Annotated in this window: 12 protein-coding genes; 9 read left to right on the top strand and 3 right to left on the bottom strand. The window is 62.4% G+C overall.

The features are described from left to right. From VGL22_RS13065 to VGL22_RS13040, 6 genes are all read left to right on the top strand, one after another. Nucleotides 1-399: His/Gly/Thr/Pro-type tRNA ligase C-terminal domain-containing protein (locus tag VGL22_RS13065; protein WP_465267370.1), on the top strand; the 399-nt coding region annotated here is incomplete at its 5' end. A gap of 252 nt (nt 400-651) precedes the next feature. Next, nucleotides 652-2502, top strand: a complete 1851-nt coding sequence (gene aspS / locus VGL22_RS13060) for an aspartate--tRNA ligase (protein ID WP_465267373.1) — start codon at nt 652-654, stop codon at nt 2500-2502. A 364-nt stretch (nt 2503-2866) separates the two neighbouring features. Beyond that, nucleotides 2867-4291 carry a DUF2252 domain-containing protein gene (locus VGL22_RS13055; protein ID WP_465267369.1) on the top strand — a complete coding sequence of 475 codons (1425 nt, stop codon included), beginning with the start codon at nt 2867-2869 and terminating at the stop codon, nt 4289-4291. A gap of 658 nt (nt 4292-4949) precedes the next feature. Next, nucleotides 4950-6437: a glycerol kinase GlpK gene (gene glpK, locus VGL22_RS13050; protein WP_465267368.1), complete on the top strand. Its 1488-nt coding sequence runs from the start codon at nt 4950-4952 to the stop codon at nt 6435-6437. A gap of 28 nt (nt 6438-6465) precedes the next feature. Beyond that, nucleotides 6466-6726 carry a UBP-type zinc finger domain-containing protein gene (locus VGL22_RS13045; protein ID WP_465267367.1) on the top strand — a complete coding sequence of 87 codons (261 nt, stop codon included), beginning with the start codon at nt 6466-6468 and terminating at the stop codon, nt 6724-6726. A gap of 231 nt (nt 6727-6957) precedes the next feature. Further along, nucleotides 6958-8307: a reverse transcriptase family protein gene (locus VGL22_RS13040; RefSeq protein WP_465267366.1), complete on the top strand. Its 1350-nt coding sequence runs from the start codon at nt 6958-6960 to the stop codon at nt 8305-8307. Between the two features lie 84 nt (nt 8308-8391). On the opposite strand, the gene VGL22_RS13035 is transcribed toward VGL22_RS13040, so the two are convergent. The 3 genes from VGL22_RS13035 to VGL22_RS13025 all read right to left on the bottom strand — a co-directional run bounded on the left by VGL22_RS13035 (nt 8392) and on the right by VGL22_RS13025 (nt 13464). Further along, nucleotides 8392-10389, bottom strand: a complete 1998-nt coding sequence (locus tag VGL22_RS13035) for a S1 RNA-binding domain-containing protein (protein ID WP_465267365.1) — start codon at nt 10387-10389, stop codon at nt 8392-8394. Between the two features lie 52 nt (nt 10390-10441). Continuing rightward, a complete protein-coding gene (locus VGL22_RS13030) occupies nt 10442-11593 on the bottom strand; it encodes a PP2C family protein-serine/threonine phosphatase (RefSeq protein ID WP_465267364.1) in 1152 nt (383 codons plus the stop codon). 113 nt (nt 11594-11706) lie between these two features. Next, nucleotides 11707-13464, bottom strand: coding sequence for a coagulation factor 5/8 type domain-containing protein (locus VGL22_RS13025; RefSeq protein WP_465267363.1), 1758 nt, complete (start codon nt 13462-13464; stop codon nt 11707-11709). A 149-nt stretch (nt 13465-13613) separates the two neighbouring features. Here VGL22_RS13025 and VGL22_RS13020 point away from each other — a divergent pair, with 149 nt between their 5' ends. The 3 genes from VGL22_RS13020 to VGL22_RS13010 all read left to right on the top strand — a co-directional run bounded on the left by VGL22_RS13020 (nt 13614) and on the right by VGL22_RS13010 (nt 16653). Continuing rightward, nucleotides 13614-14969 carry a Gfo/Idh/MocA family protein gene (locus VGL22_RS13020; protein ID WP_465267362.1) on the top strand — a complete coding sequence of 452 codons (1356 nt, stop codon included), beginning with the start codon at nt 13614-13616 and terminating at the stop codon, nt 14967-14969. 31 nt (nt 14970-15000) lie between these two features. Then, a complete protein-coding gene (locus VGL22_RS13015; RefSeq protein WP_465267361.1) occupies nt 15001-15867 on the top strand; it encodes a sugar phosphate isomerase/epimerase family protein in 867 nt (288 codons plus the stop codon). A 513-nt stretch (nt 15868-16380) separates the two neighbouring features. Next, nucleotides 16381-16653: a hypothetical protein gene (locus tag VGL22_RS13010; RefSeq protein WP_465267360.1), complete on the top strand. Its 273-nt coding sequence runs from the start codon at nt 16381-16383 to the stop codon at nt 16651-16653. The last annotated feature ends 82 nt before the right edge of the window (nt 16654-16735 follow it).

Below are 16735 nucleotides of genomic sequence, written 5' to 3'. Positions count from 1 at the left end.
GGCGGCCGTTACGACGGGCTGAGCGAGGCGATTGGCGGGCCCAAGGCTCCGGGGATCGGCTTCGCCATGGGCGAGGATCGGCTGGTGTTGACTTTACAGTCTCAGGAGTCAGCCCCACCGCAGGTGGCCGATGCGTATATCGCTCCGCTGGGGGAGGGTATGGGCCCCGCGGCGCTGAAGCTGGCGCGGGAACTGCGGCGGGCCGGATTGAAGGTGGAGCTGGGCGACGGCAGCTTCCGGCTGAAAAAGTCGTTTGAGGCGGCGGACAAGGTGGCCCGGCGGATCGTGATCCTGGGGGAGGATGAGCTCAGTTCCGGTATTCTGACTGTGAAGGAATTCGCCACGGGCGAACAGAAGAAGGTGCCGCGGGCGGAGCTGGCGGCGCAGCTGAGTTCATAGCCTGAGTTGTCAGTTTTCTCCGTTCGTTTGCGGTGCGGTGATTTGTGGTTTCCCCTTGCGCCAGGAAAAAGGCCCAAGGATGGGGCACGGAACTTCCGAATGGAGTTCCGCCAAAAAGCAGGTCCTTCGGCTTCGCTTCACTCAGCGTCAGGATGACAGGATCATCTTTTGATTCAGCTCAAGACAAATGGCTTGGGCCACTAAAGGAAAGCTATCGTGCTTAATTTTTTGGGCAACCTGGAACGGACGCACATGTGCGGCGATTTGCGCGCCTCGGATGCAGGGCAACCGGTGGTCGTGATGGGCTGGGTCAATCGCCGGCGCGATCATGGAAACCTGATCTTCCTCGATCTGCGCGACCGCTCGGGAATTTGCCAGGTGGTGCTGGACAAGGAGCTGACGCCCGATGGCCACGCCAAGGGCGAGGCGGTGCGGCCGGAGTACGTGGTGGCCGCCGTGGGCAAGGTTCGGCTGCGCGCTGCGGACGCGATCAATCCCAAGATGGTGACGGGCGAAATCGAGATTCTTGCCACGGAACTGCGCGTGTTGAATGACGCGCGGCTGGCACCGTTCTCGCCGGCCGAGGACGCGATCCAGAACGAAGAGGTCCGGCTCAAGTATCGGTATGTAGATCTGCGCCGCATGGAGATGCAGCGTAATTTCCGCCTGCGCCATGAGATTACGCGCGCCATTCGCGACGCCATGAGTGCGCAGGGATTTCTGGAGATCGAGACACCGATTTTGTGCAAGTCAACGCCCGAGGGCGCGCGGGACTTTCTGGTGCCCAGCCGTGTGCATCCGGGGGAGTTTTATGCGCTGCCGCAGTCGCCGCAAATCTTCAAGCAGATCCTGATGATTTCAGGGTTCGATCGATACTTCCAGATAGCGCGCTGTTTTCGCGATGAGGACCTCCGCGCCGACCGCCAGCTCGAGTTCACGCAGGTGGATCTGGAGATGAGCTTTCCAAGGCAGGAGCATGTCTTCGCCGTGGTCGAGAAGTTTCTGTCAGCCGCATTCGCGGCAGCGGGCGTGTCGCTGCCCACGCCGTTTCCCAGGATCACGTACGACGAGTCGATGCGGCGGTTCGGATCGGACAAGCCGGACAGGCGGCTGCCGGAGATGACGGACGTGCGCGCGGCGTTTACAGACGAGAATCTTGCGACGCTGCAGATTGATCCGGCGCTGCCGGTGGTGGCCTTTCGCATTCCCAATGTCGGCGAACTGAGCCGCAAGGAGCGCGAAGACAACTGGCCGATGTTCGACAAGAACAAGGGCGCCAAGTTTATCGACGATTTCAAGCGGCTGGCAAAGGGCTTTCCGGATTCGGCGGCGAGGGTGCGGGAGTTGGCGGGCGCGGCGGAGGCTGACTTCGTCATCATCGTGGCCGGCGATCCGGCGCATCACATCAAGGCCAGCGACACGAAGTTTGAAGGCCGGCTGAGCGAGCGCGAGATCAATGTGTATGCGGCCGCGGGAAACTTCCGCACGGAGCTGGCGAAGAAGTATGCGGACCGGCACAAGGCGTTTGAAGTGACGGAGCAGGTGGTGCGCGAAGCGGATCCCCAGCAAGCGAAACTGACGGGCGAAATGATCGATGGGTCACAGGCGTTCCATCCCATGTGGATCGTCGACTTCCCCATGTTCGAATACGACGTGGCGACCGGACATTGGGTTCCGGCGCATCATCCGTTCACGGCGCCGCACGAGCACGATATGCAGAACCTCGAGAGCGATCCGGCCAGCGTACGGGCCAACTGCTATGACCTGGCGATGAACGGACTGGAGCTGGGCTCGGGTTCGATTCGTATTCACCGCAAAGACGTGCAGCAGGTCATTTTCAAGTCGCTTGGCATCAGCGAGGAGGAAGCACGGCAGCGGTTCGGGTTCTTCCTGGATGCGCTGGAGTACGGCACCCCTCCGCATGGGGGCATCGCGCTGGGACTTGACCGGATTGTCATGCTGCTGGCGGGCGCCGCGAATCTGCGCGAAGTGATTGCTTTCCCGAAGACGGCGAAGGCAATTGATTTGATGGCCGATGCGCCGACGGGCGTGACGGAGCAGCAGATGAAGGAACTGCATCTGCGGGTGCAGTTGAAGACCTAGCCGCTCTGGAAAGATATCCGGCGGGAGACCATTTCGCGAAGCTCGGGAGTTACCACAAGGAGCGTTCCCGCCAGCCAAACAAAGTGCCCCCATACCGGCACAATTCTCTCAATTGAAAACGCGATAAAGGGCGCAATCATGAGGACCGGGATTGCGATTGAAAGCGTTCGCGTGAAACGCGGGGACCACCTAAACAGCGATGGGATCAGGTACGCCAAAACGAGAGGACTGATCCAGCCACTAACCATCCACGGGATCCGGTCAAGCCAGTGAGAACCTCTCGAGGGAGTTCGTGGATCCTCCGCCCGCAAGACGGAAACGTCTGGATCTCGGAACCGTGCCGGCGCCACCTGGCAGAAGGCATTTGGCGGATTTCGTAGCGCGGGTGTATGGTTCCATGCAAATGCACTGGATGACTCCCGAGGAACGTCGCAAGCTGGGGCAGGCGCGCCGCAAGCAGGTGGGACGGCAGGATCACTGCACTGTCAACTGCAAGGGGCGTCGCACCTCAGCATGGGAACTGCTGCAGCGCGCCTCCAAGGGCCGGGTGCCGAAACTTGTGAAGCTGAAGTGGCAGCTTATGGCGGCTTCGCCGTTCGGCTATTTCCGAGGCGCTGTGCCGGTGATGGCGGCCGATCTTGCGGCCCTGCCGAACACAGGCATTCTCACGCAGATGTGCGGCGATGCGCATGTGCGCAACCTGGGCGCGTTTGCCGCGCCGGACGGCCGCCTGGTCTTCGACATCAACGACTTCGACGAGACCATCCGCGGGCCCTTCGAGTGGGACCTGAAGCGCATGGCCGCCTCATTGATCCTGGCTGGCCGGGACGCAGGCCACAAGCGCGGCGCGGGACGCGAGGCCGTCCTGCACTGCATGACCCATTACGCCACGCTGATGCGGATGTTTGCGCAGATGCCGGCACTGGAAACAGCCCGGTTCCAGGTGCATCGTATTGGCAGCGTGCAGCCGATTCACGACGCGCTGCTCAAGGCGGAGCGGGCCACGCCGCTGCACATTCTGGAGCAGCTCACGGAGCCCTCAAGCCGCGACAGCCAGGCTCCGCGCCGATTCAAAGAACAGCCGCAACTGTGGCGGGTTACGGGCAGGGAAGCCGCCGAAGCGCTGAGCGCGCTGGGCCCTTATCGCAACATGCTGGAACCGCAGCGCCAGCATCTTCTCTCGCTTTACCGGCCTGTGGACGTGGCATTCAAGGTGGTGGGCACGGGGTCAGTGGGGCTGCGCGACTACTGCATCTATTTCGAGGGAAACGGGCCGGGCGATCCGCTCTTTCTGCAGATCAAGGAGGAGCCTGCGTCGGGGTATGCAGCGTATCTTCCAGAGGCGCATCCGCCGCACCACAATGGGCAGCGCGCGGTGGAGGGGCAGCGCATGATGCAGGTGCAGTCCGATCCGTTCCTGGGGTGGACGCACATGGCAGGGCGCGACTACCTGGTCCGTCAATTGAATGATCACAAGGGCTCGATTGAGCTCACTGATCTGGCGGGCGAGGGCCTTACCGCCTTCGCGCAGGTGTGCGGGGAACTGCTTGCCCGGAGCCATGCGCGTGCCGGAGATCCGCTGACGATCGCGGGCTACATTGGGGGCGGTGGCGGCTTTGCGGAGGCGCTGGCAAATTTCGGGAGCGACTACGCAGACCAGACGGAGAAGGACTGGCAGGAACTGCGGCGGGCGCTCAAGGCAAAACCGCTGCCAACATTGCAGCCGGAGCCGCGAGGGGCGAAGGGTGCTCCCCCGGGGCGCAAGAAAAAGCACACGCCTGCAAAGTAGGCAGGCAGCGCGGGATGAGTTCCTGAGTCCTGGTGAATGCTTTGTCTGTTTGTTTACCGGAGAAAGCTGGCGCTGGCCACGGGCGCAGGGGAGGAATTCTCATCGAGGTCCGTGGCTTGGGATTCGGGATCCGGCGATTCGGCCCGCTGATATTCTGGACGATTGCCGGAGAAATTTTTGGCAAAAGGCTGCCTCTTCGGCTTGGGCCGGAAGAGAGCCGCAATGGCGTCCCCGAGTGAGATGGGGTGCCGCAGGACGAACGGGTTATAAGTACGATCACCCATAGTGACACTATAGGCAGCACTTGTTGCTCCACGGTGAATCTTTCTCGCCCGGCCGAGCCAATATGACGGCAAGTTAATCAAGTTTTCATAAAGATGAATGCATGCACGGCGCCCAAACGCGGGAAAGCGGTACCGCTGTGAAGGAAGGCGGGCGCTGTCTCGCATGCAGGGATGCTTGCGGCGCAGGCTTTCATCGGGGCAATTTCGCGCCAACGCGACACGTAGGAATTGCATGGCAATCTTTGCACGGCGTGCATTTTTCACCCTGGGTTGTTGTCTGTTCGCAGCGGGTTTGGCATGCGGACAGGAGCTCCGCGGCGTTGCTTGTATCAGGTGCGGCGTGATTGACTTGAGCGCGAATCGGAGTTGATTGTATGGCCTACGTTCTTGCTCTCGACCAGGGCACCACCAGCTCGCGCGCCATCCTGTTTGACCAAACGGGCGCCATTGCCGCTATGGCGCAGAAAGAGTTTCAGCAGTTCTATCCGCAGGCGGGCTGGGTGGAGCACGATCCGATGGAGATCCTGACCAGCCAGATGGCATGCGCGGTGGAAGCGCTGGGCAGGGTGGGGGCGCGGCCGCGCGATATCGCCTCAATTGGCATCACCAATCAGCGCGAGACGGTGATTGTGTGGGAGCGCGCCACGGGCCGCCCCATCCATCCCGCGATTGTGTGGCAGGACCGCCGTACGGCGCAGCAGTGCAGCGCCCTGGAAGAGAGCGGAGCTGGAGATGGGATCACTGATCGCACCGGCCTGGTGATCGATCCGTATTTCTCGGCCACCAAAATCCGTTGGATTCTGGACAATGTTTCCGGGGCGCGGGAGCGTGCGGAGCGCGGCGAGTTGGCGTTCGGTACGGTGGACTCGTGGCTGGTGTGGCATCTGACGAGCGGGCAGCGCCATGTGACGGATGTGACCAATGCTTCGCGCACGCTGCTGTTCAACGTTGTGGAGGGCCGCTGGGATCCGGAGCTGCTGCGCATTTTTGAAATCCCTGAAAGCATGCTGCCGGACGTGGTCTGGTCGAGCGAGCGCGTAGGCGAAGTGACGACCACGTTGGGCCTCGGCAGCATTACCATTGCGGGGATCGCCGGCGATCAGCAGGCGGCGCTGTTTGGCCAGCTCTGCTGGAACCCCGGAGACGCCAAGAACACGTACGGCACCGGATGCTTCCTGCTGCAAAACATCGGAACAAAGTTTGTGCGGTCGAAGCACAAGCTGATCACCACGATCGCGGCCAGTGCGCAGAGGCGGCTTGAGTACGCGCTGGAGGGTTCCATTTTTATTGGGGGCGCGGTGGTGCAGTGGCTTCGCGACAATCTGCGATTGATTGGCTCGTCTGCCGAAGTGGAGTCGCTTGCGGCGGGCGAGAAAGACGCGGGCGGGCTGATGTTTGTTCCCGCATTTGTCGGGTTGGGGGCGCCGCACTGGGATCCGCGCGCGGGCGGGCTGCTGATCGGGCTGCGCCGTGACACGCGTCCCGGGCACATTGCGCGCGCGGCGCTGGAAAGCATCGCTTTCCAGGTGGCGGACGTGTTGACCGCGGTGGACGGCGAGACACCCGAGCCGCTGGCGGCGCTGCGTGTGGATGGAGGCGCCGCCGTCAACGATCTGCTGATGCAGTTCCAGGCCGATGTTCTGGGCGTGCCGGTGGTGCGCCCGCGGGTGACGGAGACGACCGCGTTGGGAGCAGCGTATCTGGCGGGGCTGGCGGTGGGGTTCTGGCATAGCGCCGACGATTTACGCTCCAGCCGAAAGGATGACACGCGTTTCGAGCCAGGGATGGACCGGGCTGAAGCGGCGCGTCTCACGTCGCGGTGGCATCGAGCCGTGGACCGCTCCAAAAACTGGGTGGAATAGCGGATCATAAGGGAAACAGGAGGTCGTTATGCCCGCTCCGTGCAGTCACGCAGCAGAACATATCAAACCGGTGAAGCCGCACAGCCGCGGTTGCGAGGAGTGCCTGAAGATGGGCGACCAATGGGTACACCTGCGCATGTGCCTGGAGTGCGGCCACGTGGGATGTTGCGATTCGTCCAAAAACACGCACGCCCGCAAGCACTTCCATTCCACGCATCACCCCATCATTCAGTCCGCTGAGCGCGGCGAAGACTGGCGCTGGTGCTATGTGGACGATGTGTATCTGTAGAGAAGCAGAGAACAGACAAGAGAGATCCGAGACGCAGCGAAAACCCTGGCGCAATCCACGTTTCGCTGTGCCTCTGTTTTGCTGGTGTATCATCCATCGTGCTGGCGGGTGGGTGCTTCAAGCCTGGCCGGTCTCCGGTCTCTCCGGGGTTACCCCGGGGCAACGTGGCAAACTGGACGTTCCATCGCATGAGGGGCGTGCGCGGCTCGCGCAGATCACCTCACGCACGGCATGACTCGTTGGAGCATCACCCTGCCGGCTTCCGTTCCCAAGTCGTACCTGGTACAGGCGCTGGCACGCGCGCTGGCCCATGGCGAGCCGCGCGAGGAAGATTTGGTTGCGCGTGCTGCGTTTGTGCTGGGGCGCGAGTGGCGGTGGCTGCTGCCAGTGGCGCGCAGATACATTGAAGCGTTCGGCGCGTCGCGGCCGCGTGTGCGGCAGGTGCGCGACTTCATCCTGTCCGATCCGGCATTTCAACGCGCATGGGAGCGCCGCGTTCTTCGTTTGGCGCAACCAGTGCCGGAACCGCATGCGATGCATCCTGCACCGTTCGCGGCGAACTGGGGTTTGCCCGATATCCCGAACCTGGCGGCGCTCGCGCAGTGGCTCCGACTGTCGCCGTCAGAACTGGAGTGGTTCGCCGATCAGAAGGGGCTGCTCACTCGGCGGGTCGACACGCGGCTGCGCCACTACTCGTATCGACTGCTGCGCAAGTCCTCAGGCGGCATGCGGCTGATTGAAGCGCCGAAGCAGCACATGCGCGCGATTCAGCGGCAGATTCTGCGCGAGATTCTCGAGAGCATTCCGGTTCATGCGGCGGCGCACGGATTTGTGAAGGGCCGATCCATCCGCACGTTTGCCGCTCTTCATGCCGGACGGGCCGTGGTATTGCGAATGGACCTGATGGATTTCTTTCCCTCGTTCACACGAGCGCGCGTGCAGGCGCTGTTCCGCATGTGCGGCTATCCGGAAGGGGTTGCCGATCTTGTTGGAGGCCTTTGCACAAGCGTGGCGCCGCGATCGCTTTTTGCGCATCTGGATTTTGAGCATGCGGCCTCAGCCCGCGAGCTTTATGGGCGCGCGCATCTGCCGCAGGGCGCACCCACTTCGCCGGCGCTAGCCAATGTGTGTGCGTATCGGATGGACTGCCGGCTGGAGGGCCTGGCGCGAACATCCGGCGCCGTGTACACCCGCTATGCCGACGACCTGGCATTCTCCGGTGATGAAGATTTTGCGCACCGTGCGGAGCGCTTTGCCGCAAGCGTGGCGGCGATCGCGCTTGACGAAAATTTCCGGGTGCATTTCCGCAAGACGCGGATTATGCGGCAGGGCGTTCGGCAGCACCTCGCCGGCCTGGTGGTCAACGCGCATCTCAATGTGCCGCGACGGGAGTGCGATCTGCTCAAGGCGATGCTGACCAATTGCATCCGCCACGGGCCGGCGCAGCAGAACCGTGACGGCCTCGCGGATTTCCGCTCGCACTTGCAGGGGCGGGTGAGCTTTGTTGAATCCATCAACCCGGCAAGAGGCGGGCGCTTGCGGGTGCTGTTTGAACAGATCCAGTGGACCTCAAACGCGTAACTCCCGTCACTGGCTTCCAGATCTCGGAAGCAAGGAGCGAAACAGCGAATCCGGCGACGCACGGCTTCGCTGTTTCACGCATCCTCAGGCCAGTTCGACTTCGATCTGTTTGGTGCCGGCATCGAGCCTGGAGATTTTGAAGCTGCGGACCTGACCTGTCTCCAGAGGCTGGGGCTTTGCGCCGGGTGCGGGGGTAGCGCCTTTCCAGCGCGCGGAGAGCATGGACGAGAGCGACGACAGATCCGCCTTGCTCTGCGCCGGCGGGGCTGACGCCGATCCCGCAGTAGCAGGGGCGCCAGGACTAGCGCCCGCACGGCAGGCAGCCATAATGCCTGCGCCCAGCTCGACTACGGCGGGGGACACGGTGACCACGCGGCCTGAGACTTTGTCGCCCACCTTGTGCTCAGCGATGTATTCGTCGATGGAGGTGGGGATGAGCTGCTTCATGGAGAGCTTGATCTGCCGCTTGCCGGTGTCGATGGCGAGCACCTGTGCCTGCACGGTGTGGCCCACGCGCAACACGTCGGAGGGATGATTGAGGCGGCGGTCGGCGACGATTTCGCTGATGTGCACCATGCCCTCCACGCCTTCGGCGATCTGTACAAAAGCGCCGAACGCCATGAGCTTGGTGACCGGGCCGGAGACCTGTGAGCCGATTGGGAACTTGCCCGCAACTTCCGTCCAGGGATCAGTGAGGGTCTGTTTCAATCCGAGAGCGATGCGGCGCTGCTCCGGCTGAATGTTGAGGATGACGGCATCCACGCGTTCGCCCGGCTTGAGGATGTCAGAGGCGACGCGGACCTTCTTGCCCCATGACATTTCCGAGACGTGAATGAGGCCCTCGACGCCGGGTTCGATCTCCACAAACGCGCCGAAGTCTTGCACCCGGGTCACGGTTCCGCTCACGCGCTGACCGGCCTGGAAACGCTGCGGCACAGTCTCCCACGGCTCGGGCTGCAACTGCTTGAGGCCGAGCGACAGCTTCCTGGTTTCGGGATCGATCTTGAGGATCTTGACCTGGAGCTTGTCGCCCACGGTGAGCACATCTTCGGGCTTGGTGATGCGGGTCCAGGCGATGTCAGAAACGTGCAGCAGCCCGTCAAGGCCGCCCAGGTCAAGGAAGGCCCCATAGGGCATGAGCGACCGGACTGTGCCGGACACTACATCGCCTTCCTTCATGGCGGCATAGCGTTCTCCAGCAGCCGCCAACGCCTGCTCTTCTAGCACCACGCGGCGATCCACGACCACGTCTTCGTCCGCCACGTCGAGCTTGGTGATGCGGCAGGTGATCTGCTGGCCCACGAGGGCTTCGAGCTCCGCGGCATCGCGGGTGCCGCTGCGGCTGGCCGGCATGAACGCGCGCACCCCCACGTCCACGCGCGCTCCGCCCTTGACCACTTCCGTCACCGTTCCGGAGACGGCGAGCTTCTGGTCGAAGGCCGCCTGGAGGCCGGTCCAGTCCTTGGGCTGCGCGACCTTGAAGCGCGAGAGCTGGTAATAGCCTTCTTCGTTTCGGCCGGTGATGGAGACCGGGAATGTGTCGCCGCGCTGCACCGTGTCTGCATTCTTCTCAAACGCGGCGCGGGGCAGCACGCCTTCAATCTTGTAGCCAACGTCGAGAAAGACCTGCTCGGGCGTGAGGGAGACCACTGTGCCCTGCAGGGTGGGACCGGCTTCAGTCTTGTGCTTATGCGACTTTTCGAAGGCCGCCAGCATGTCGCCAAAGTCCTCTACGGGCTCGGCAGCAGGAGCCTCTTCACCGGAGATCACAGCCGTGTTCACGACCTGATAGGAGGGCGCTGTTGCGAGGGCTTCGCCTGTCGTGGGCTGCGCGGAAAGCTCTGCCGAGGGCTCCGCGGAAAGCTCTGCCGAGGGCTCGGCGGCAGACGCCGGAGCTTCTACTGCGGGTTCGTCCGCGGCAGTGGTTTCCGCCACCTCAGCATGAGCGGGCATATAGACCACCTCATAGGAGGGCGCCACCGCCAGGGCTTCGCCCGTGGTGGGCTCAGCAGCAGGTTCGGCAAGCGGCGCGGAAGCGGACTCGAGGGCAGGCTGATTTTCAGAATCGGTATGTTCGGTCATGGCTACGCCCATATTCTTTCACGGCAAAGCGAAGGCTCGCATTTGAGACCGATCAGGCGACAACGCGCGCCGCAGCCAGGCATCGCAAACACACCACCGTTATGTCGTCCGCCTGACCGTGCCGTTGCGCAGCTTCCGCCAGCGCCGAGGCCGTTGCGCCTTCACGCAGCAGCGTTTCCACGCGGGGAAATCCCAACAGCCGGCCATCGGTACCCTGTGCTTCCACCACCCCGTCGGTGAGCAGAAACACTGTGTCCCCGCGCCGCAGCCGGGCTTGCGACTGCTCGTAGGCCGAGGCGGTGCTCATGCCCAGCGGCAGGGATCCGCCCGTGGCCATCTCCATGCCATTAATATAGGGCGCCAAATGCCCTGCGTTGGCTACTGTGAAGTGCCCATCGGGGTCGAGCCGAACCGCCGCGCCGGTGACGAAGCCGCCGTGCGCGCGCCCGCACAGGCGCCGGTTCAGCTCCCCCAGGATTGCGGCCGGTTCCTCGGTGAAACCTGTGATGGTGCCCAGCATTCCTACCACCATCGACATGATCATGGCCGCGCTGAGGCCTTTGCCGCTCACGTCCCCAATGATCACGAGCGAGGCGCCGCTTTTGAGAGGGATTACCTGGAAGAAGTCGCCGCCCACCTGGGCCGCCGGGCAGTAGACGCACTCAAGCTGATATCCCGGCGTGGGCGGCAGTTCTTCGGGAACCATGATGCGCTGGATCGCGCGAGCGGCGTCCATTTCGCTGTCGAGCGCGGCTTTCTCGCCCTCGAGGCGCGCGTGCCGCCTGGATTCGCTGATCGACACCGTGAGGAACCCGATGTAGCCCAGGATCACGCAGGTAACCACGGCAATGCCGTCAATGGCCAGCCGCGCACGCAGTCGTTCCGTATCCGCATGGTCGTATTGCGCCGGCTGCGGGGCGTCCGGCATCCGGTTGGCCAGCAAGCCGGACACCAGGAATTGGGCGGCAAACACCGGCACAAACACGATCCAGAATTTTTTACGCAGAATGATGCCCGAGACCGCGTAGACTACGGCGAAAAGGCCCGACATTAAAACCGAGATGACGAAGCGCGCTATCGGCTGCCGGCCCATGTTCGTGATATCGGAGACAAACCCGATGCTCGCGAACACAAAGAACACGGCCAGCAGAAAGATCAGAATGTTTCTGCGCGGGATGGTTCTCCAGGGGCTGTTCGGATGCATCCGGTGTACGCTCCTGTTCGCAGGCGTGCATCCAGAATGCCACGGGGCGGGGCGGATTCCCAGTTTTCCTGCAACCCAAACTGTACAAGCGCCAGCCGGCTTGTCGGGGGCGCCTATGGAAACTCGGTCACTCGTGGGACGGTGCGGTGCGGCGCGGGAGTGGCGGCCTCTCCTGTGTCGTTGATGACGTGCGTGATCTCGCCCTTGTCGTCGAGGGCAATGGTCATCATGTGATGGAAGCGCACTCCGGGCCTGACCGGCACCTCGATGGCTCGCGTCAGCTTCACATCGGGATGCCGGAAGACGGAATACACGCCGAGACCCCACGCCTCGTGCGTGGTGACGCTGTCGGCAACCTTGTACGATGCCCAGCCGTTGACGCCTGTGGCGGAGGTGAACGCCGGCTGCGCGGGCGGGTCATAGGGAATTTCAGACTGATAGAAGTAGGTGCGGCCACGGTTGCCGTTCCAGAGAACCTGGTACTGCTGATGGTGCTCGACGAACAGGCCGTAAGCCGTTACTTCATCGCCGTCGACCACCAGTCCGTTGTTGCTCAGATTCTGATCCCAGCCCACGCCTTTGCCGTGATCGGCCCGCCAGATCCAGGTGTGATCGATAAGGGTGTCGCTGGCGTTTATGCGGAGATCGACATCGGCTTTGCCCACCCCGGCTCCGCCCACACGAAAGAAGACATCGTGCAGGGAGATGGGGTCTTTCGCGTGACCGGCCTTGCTGCCTTTCGAGCCGACGGTCATCAGCACGGGCGACTTTGTCTCGCCGGCATCGATCAGCACGCCGGCTACGATGACTCCATCGGCATCGCCGACCGTGATCGCGGCGGTGCCTTTGACCGGCTTCACGGTTGCGAAGCCAAGGCCCAGCACGAGGGTATTTGAGCGCGTTATGCGGATAGGCTCCGTCAGGTCGTAAATGCCGGGCGTGAGCAGGAGGTTCTTCCCGCCGGCGAGCTGTGCGCTGATTGCCGCAGCCGTATCGCCGGGCTTGGCGAGGTAGAAGCGGTCGAGCGGGATGTCTTTGCCCGGCGTGCTGCCAGCATGCCAGCTGATTCCGGTCGAGTCCTTCCGCAACTCGGGAACTCGTACCTTCCAGGCACCCTTTGCGTCCACCCACAGGAAGGGCTTCTCGCGCACGATCGGGGTCGTCGCCACCTGGGTATACGGCGGCTGCGGCCACTCGCCCGCGGGGGGATGGTTTATGCCAACAAAGACCATGTTCCAGTTCGAGCCCGTCCAGCTCTTCCACTCCGTGTTGCGTGAGAGCCACTGCTGCTGCGAGCCCGAATCCACGTTGCCGTCGATCAGCGAGTCGGAAATCCATCCCCCGCTGGCCCAGCCGTGTTTCTGGTGCAGTACCAAGTCGCCAAGCACATGCATGCGGCGGAAGAAGACTGCCTGGGAGACGGCCCACTGCATTGTGTTCTCCACGGTAGGCGAGATTGAGAAGCCTTCCACGCCGCGCCAGAAGGTGCACGTGGCGTTGTTGCGCGGCAGGCTGGCGTCGGCGTGCACGTTGCCGGTGACATGCACGGCATCCGGGGTCGCGCCCAGCCCCACAATCTGGGTGTAGAAGCCCACCGGAATATCGAGGTGGTACTCGCCGGGAAGCAGCAGAATTGCGTTTCTCTGGGTGCCGAACTCGCTGTGTTCCTGCGCCGCATAGATGGCATTGATTTTTTGCTGCATCTCGGCGGACGGCATAGACGGCGAGAAGACGAGGACGTTCGGCCCCAAGACCGGCGTTGCATCCGGCGCTGCGGCTTTCGATTGTGCGAACGCGATTGTTGCGGCGGCGCACAGCGCTGCCACCAGTACCAGAGCGCTACGTCTACTGCCAGGCAAAGCGAGTGCCATGATGATGACCTTTCCATGCGTGCACGCGTGCTGCCCGAGTGCGAGCGGACTCGAAGCCGGGCTCCTCATAACACGATCAGCATCGCGTGCTCAAACGCTTTACATCATAGGTCCACACAGGTGAGAATGGGCAACGCAACGAAAGGCACATGATGAAGGGCTCCCTATCTCGCAGAGATTTCGTACGTATCGGCGCGGGTGCGGTCGCGGCAGGCGCGGCGGCATCGTCGGCGTGGGCTGACAAGGCAAAGTCGCAGGCTCTTTCGGCTGACATGCCGGATACCTCCGGCCGTAAGACGCGCTTCATTTCGATTGGCACCGGCATTCGCGGCTGCGATCTGCTGCGTGCCGCGGCGAAAGTGCCCAACAGCGAGTGCGTCGGCACGGCGGACCTCTACACGATGCACCAGAAGGCGGGCGTGGAAGCCTACGGCAAAGAGATTCCCACGGTGCGCGATTACCGCTCGCTCCTCGACCGCAAGGACGTGGATGCAGTCATTGTGGCGGTCGCGGATTTTCAGCATCGCCGTGTGGTGCTTGACTGCGTGGAGGCGGGCAAGGACGTCTACTGCGAGAAGCCGATGAGCCACAATGTGGCGGACGGTCTGGCCATGGTTGAGGCCGTCCAGAAGCACAAGCGCATCTTCCAGGCCGGCAGCCAGCGCGTCTCCAGTCCCGTGTTCAAAAAGGCAGCCGAGATTGTGAAGGCCGGCCGCCTGGGCGAGATTACTCTGATCGAAGGCCATACGGATCGCAACTCCGACTCTGGCGCCTGGGTTTACCCGATCCCGCCCGACGCGAGCCCCGAGACGATCGATTGGAAGAGCTGGATCCGCGACGCTCCCGACCGTCCGTACGATGCCGCCCGGTTTTTCCGCTGGCGCTGCTGGGCCGACTACGGCGAAGGCGTGGCCGGCGACCTGTTCGTGCACCTGCTCTCGGGAATCCAGTGTGCTACCGGGATCAACGCGATTCCCAATCGCGCCTTCTCCATGGGCAGCCTGACGCATTTCAAGGATGGACGCGACTTTCCTGACCTGCTGGCCACGATGTATGACTACAACGGCGTGACCGTGAAGCTGCACTGCAACCAGAACAACGATGCGGATGGCGACGTCACTACCCTCTTCGGCAAAGAGGGCACGCTCGTCATCAAGGACAACACCGTCACATTCACTCCCCAGAACACCCACCCTCAGCCGGAGTGGTACTCCACGGACGGTTGGACCGCTGAACTCAAGAAGAAGTACTACGATGACTGGGCGGCCGCCCATCCGCAAAAGTATGACGCGCCACTCGCCGAGACCTACAGCGAGCCGCAGGGGTTCGACTCCTCGGTGGCGCACATCGCGAATTTCTTCCGCGCGATTGATACCCGCGAGCACGTGCTGGAAGACGAGGTGTTCGGCAATAACACGGCTGTCGCCTGCCACATGGCCAATCACTCCTACTTCCACCGCAAGGTGGCCGCGTGGGACGCGGAATCGAAGACGATCAAGAGCTGACACAGAACCAGGCCAGGAGGTCACAAATCAGATGAACCCCAGTTCCCGTAGAAATTTCTTGAAGGCGTCCTGCGCCGCCGCCGCCGCGGCTTGCGTGGGCGCTGGCGATTTGTATGCCGAGAAGCTCAAAACGCCCCTGGGCCTGCAGCTCTACTCCGTACGCGAGATGCTGCCCAAGGACCTCGACGGCACGCTTAAGAAGCTGGCCGCTATCGGCTACAAGGAATGCGAGGCGGCGGGTTACTTTGGCAGGACAGCGGCCCAATGGAAGCAGTCAATGGACGCGGCCGGATTGCGCTGCGTCAGCACGCATCACACTCTGGCCGATCTCAAGTCCAAGCTGAGCGAGCTCACCGACTACGCCCATGCCATCGGCCTGGAGTACGTCATCTGCTCGTGGGCCGGCCTGCATCGTGACCCGCAGAAGAAGGGCGGAGAACTCAACCTCGACGACTGGCGCTGGGTGGCTGACCAATTCAACGAGATTGGGCAGAAGGTCAAGGCGGGCGGCCTCACGTTTGGCTACCACAACCACACCGTCGAGTTCGGAACCGAAAACGGCGTGGTCTTCTACGATGAGCTGCTCAAGCGCACCGATCCCAGGTACGTGGTGTTCGAGATGGACTGCGGCTGGGTGGTAGGCGGCGGGCATAATCCCGTCGAGTACCTCAAGCAGTCGCCGGAGCGCTTCCCTCTGTTCCATGTCAAGGACCTGGTGAAGGGGCCGGATGGCAAGTTCAAGAACGTCATCCTGGGGAAGGGAACCATCGATTACCGACCGATCTTCCGCGCCGCGACGGGCATGAAGCACTGCTTTATCGAGCAGGAGGAGTACACCTTCAATCCAATTGAGGACCTGAAGCAGGACGGCGAGTTTTTGGAGAAGCTCGACTACTAGATCTGCGTCAATGTCGCTCGCCGATTGCACCCGCGTGCCGTGTGCCCCACCCTGACCGCGCTCTTGGCGATTCAGGGTGGGAAAACCCAACCGGCCGCTGAGCGTTCCCCCTCGACCGCCGTCACACCGGTGCGTGACCGCCGGCACATCCAACAACGCAGACCTGTCGCATACTCCAGGCTGCCATCCTGGCCAAAATTATGCTGATCCAGCCCGCCGCGTTCACGCCTCCCAGCCGCATACCCCATCAAGCGGGATCTCGAAGATTACCAGAAAATTACCTAGTTCCCTTTTTCCATCTGGACCGCCCAATGAGCGTAAGTGATTGATATATAAGAATAACTATCAATTTCGCATGTGATCTAAATCACGATTTCGAAGGTATCTCCGCCGTGAATCGACACACATTTCCGATAATGCCTCCGAAGGTTCTACTTACTAAGTAGTAAATACACCCCCCCCTCCCTCCCCCGCCGAACCCCTGCCCACGCCCTGTCCTAGTACGCTGGAAACATGAGCGTCTTCGACGAAAAGCGTAGAGAGCTGGAGCAACACGAGTTCATGATGGGTCCGGAGCGCGGCCGCCTCGCCGTGGCGCTCGACCTGCTCACCGACTCCCTCATCATGGTCGGCCAGCACGGCGTTTACTGCGCTTCGGCCCGCAATCCCTCCAAGCCGGCGCTGGATCTGCAGGCGGTCATCAGCGGCATGCAGGACGCCAAGGCGCTGATTCAGTCTGTAATGGAAGAACTCCGCCAGAAAAGAGAAGCCGAGCGGAACGGCTGAGGATCTGGTGCGCCCGGAGAGATTCGAATTTGAGGCGTTTTGCGGGCGTGAGCGGAGCGGGAGCCTGCAGCCGAAATCCCGA

It is taken from the genome of Occallatibacter sp., assembly GCF_036502485.1.
Taxonomy (GTDB): Bacteria; Acidobacteriota; Terriglobia; order Terriglobales; family Acidobacteriaceae; genus Telmatobacter.
This window is presented reverse-complemented; position numbering and strand designations above follow the sequence as displayed.

Coding starts and splice junctions, on each gene's coding strand:
- VGL22_RS13025 (WP_465267363.1), bottom strand. CDS start 13,464: ATGGCACTCGCTTTGCCTGGCAGTAGACGTAGCGCTCTGGTACTGGTG.
- VGL22_RS13030 (WP_465267364.1), bottom strand. CDS start 11,593: ATGCATCCGAACAGCCCCTGGAGAACCATCCCGCGCAGAAACATTCTG.
- VGL22_RS13040 (WP_465267366.1), top strand. CDS start 6,958: ATGACTCGTTGGAGCATCACCCTGCCGGCTTCCGTTCCCAAGTCGTAC.
- VGL22_RS13020 (WP_465267362.1), top strand. CDS start 13,614: ATGATGAAGGGCTCCCTATCTCGCAGAGATTTCGTACGTATCGGCGCG.
- aspS (WP_465267373.1), top strand. CDS start 652: ATGTGCGGCGATTTGCGCGCCTCGGATGCAGGGCAACCGGTGGTCGTG.
- VGL22_RS13015 (WP_465267361.1), top strand. CDS start 15,001: ATGAACCCCAGTTCCCGTAGAAATTTCTTGAAGGCGTCCTGCGCCGCC.
- glpK (WP_465267368.1), top strand. CDS start 4,950: ATGGCCTACGTTCTTGCTCTCGACCAGGGCACCACCAGCTCGCGCGCC.
- VGL22_RS13010 (WP_465267360.1), top strand. CDS start 16,381: ATGAGCGTCTTCGACGAAAAGCGTAGAGAGCTGGAGCAACACGAGTTC.
- VGL22_RS13035 (WP_465267365.1), bottom strand. CDS start 10,389: ATGACCGAACATACCGATTCTGAAAATCAGCCTGCCCTCGAGTCCGCT.
- VGL22_RS13045 (WP_465267367.1), top strand. CDS start 6,466: ATGCCCGCTCCGTGCAGTCACGCAGCAGAACATATCAAACCGGTGAAG.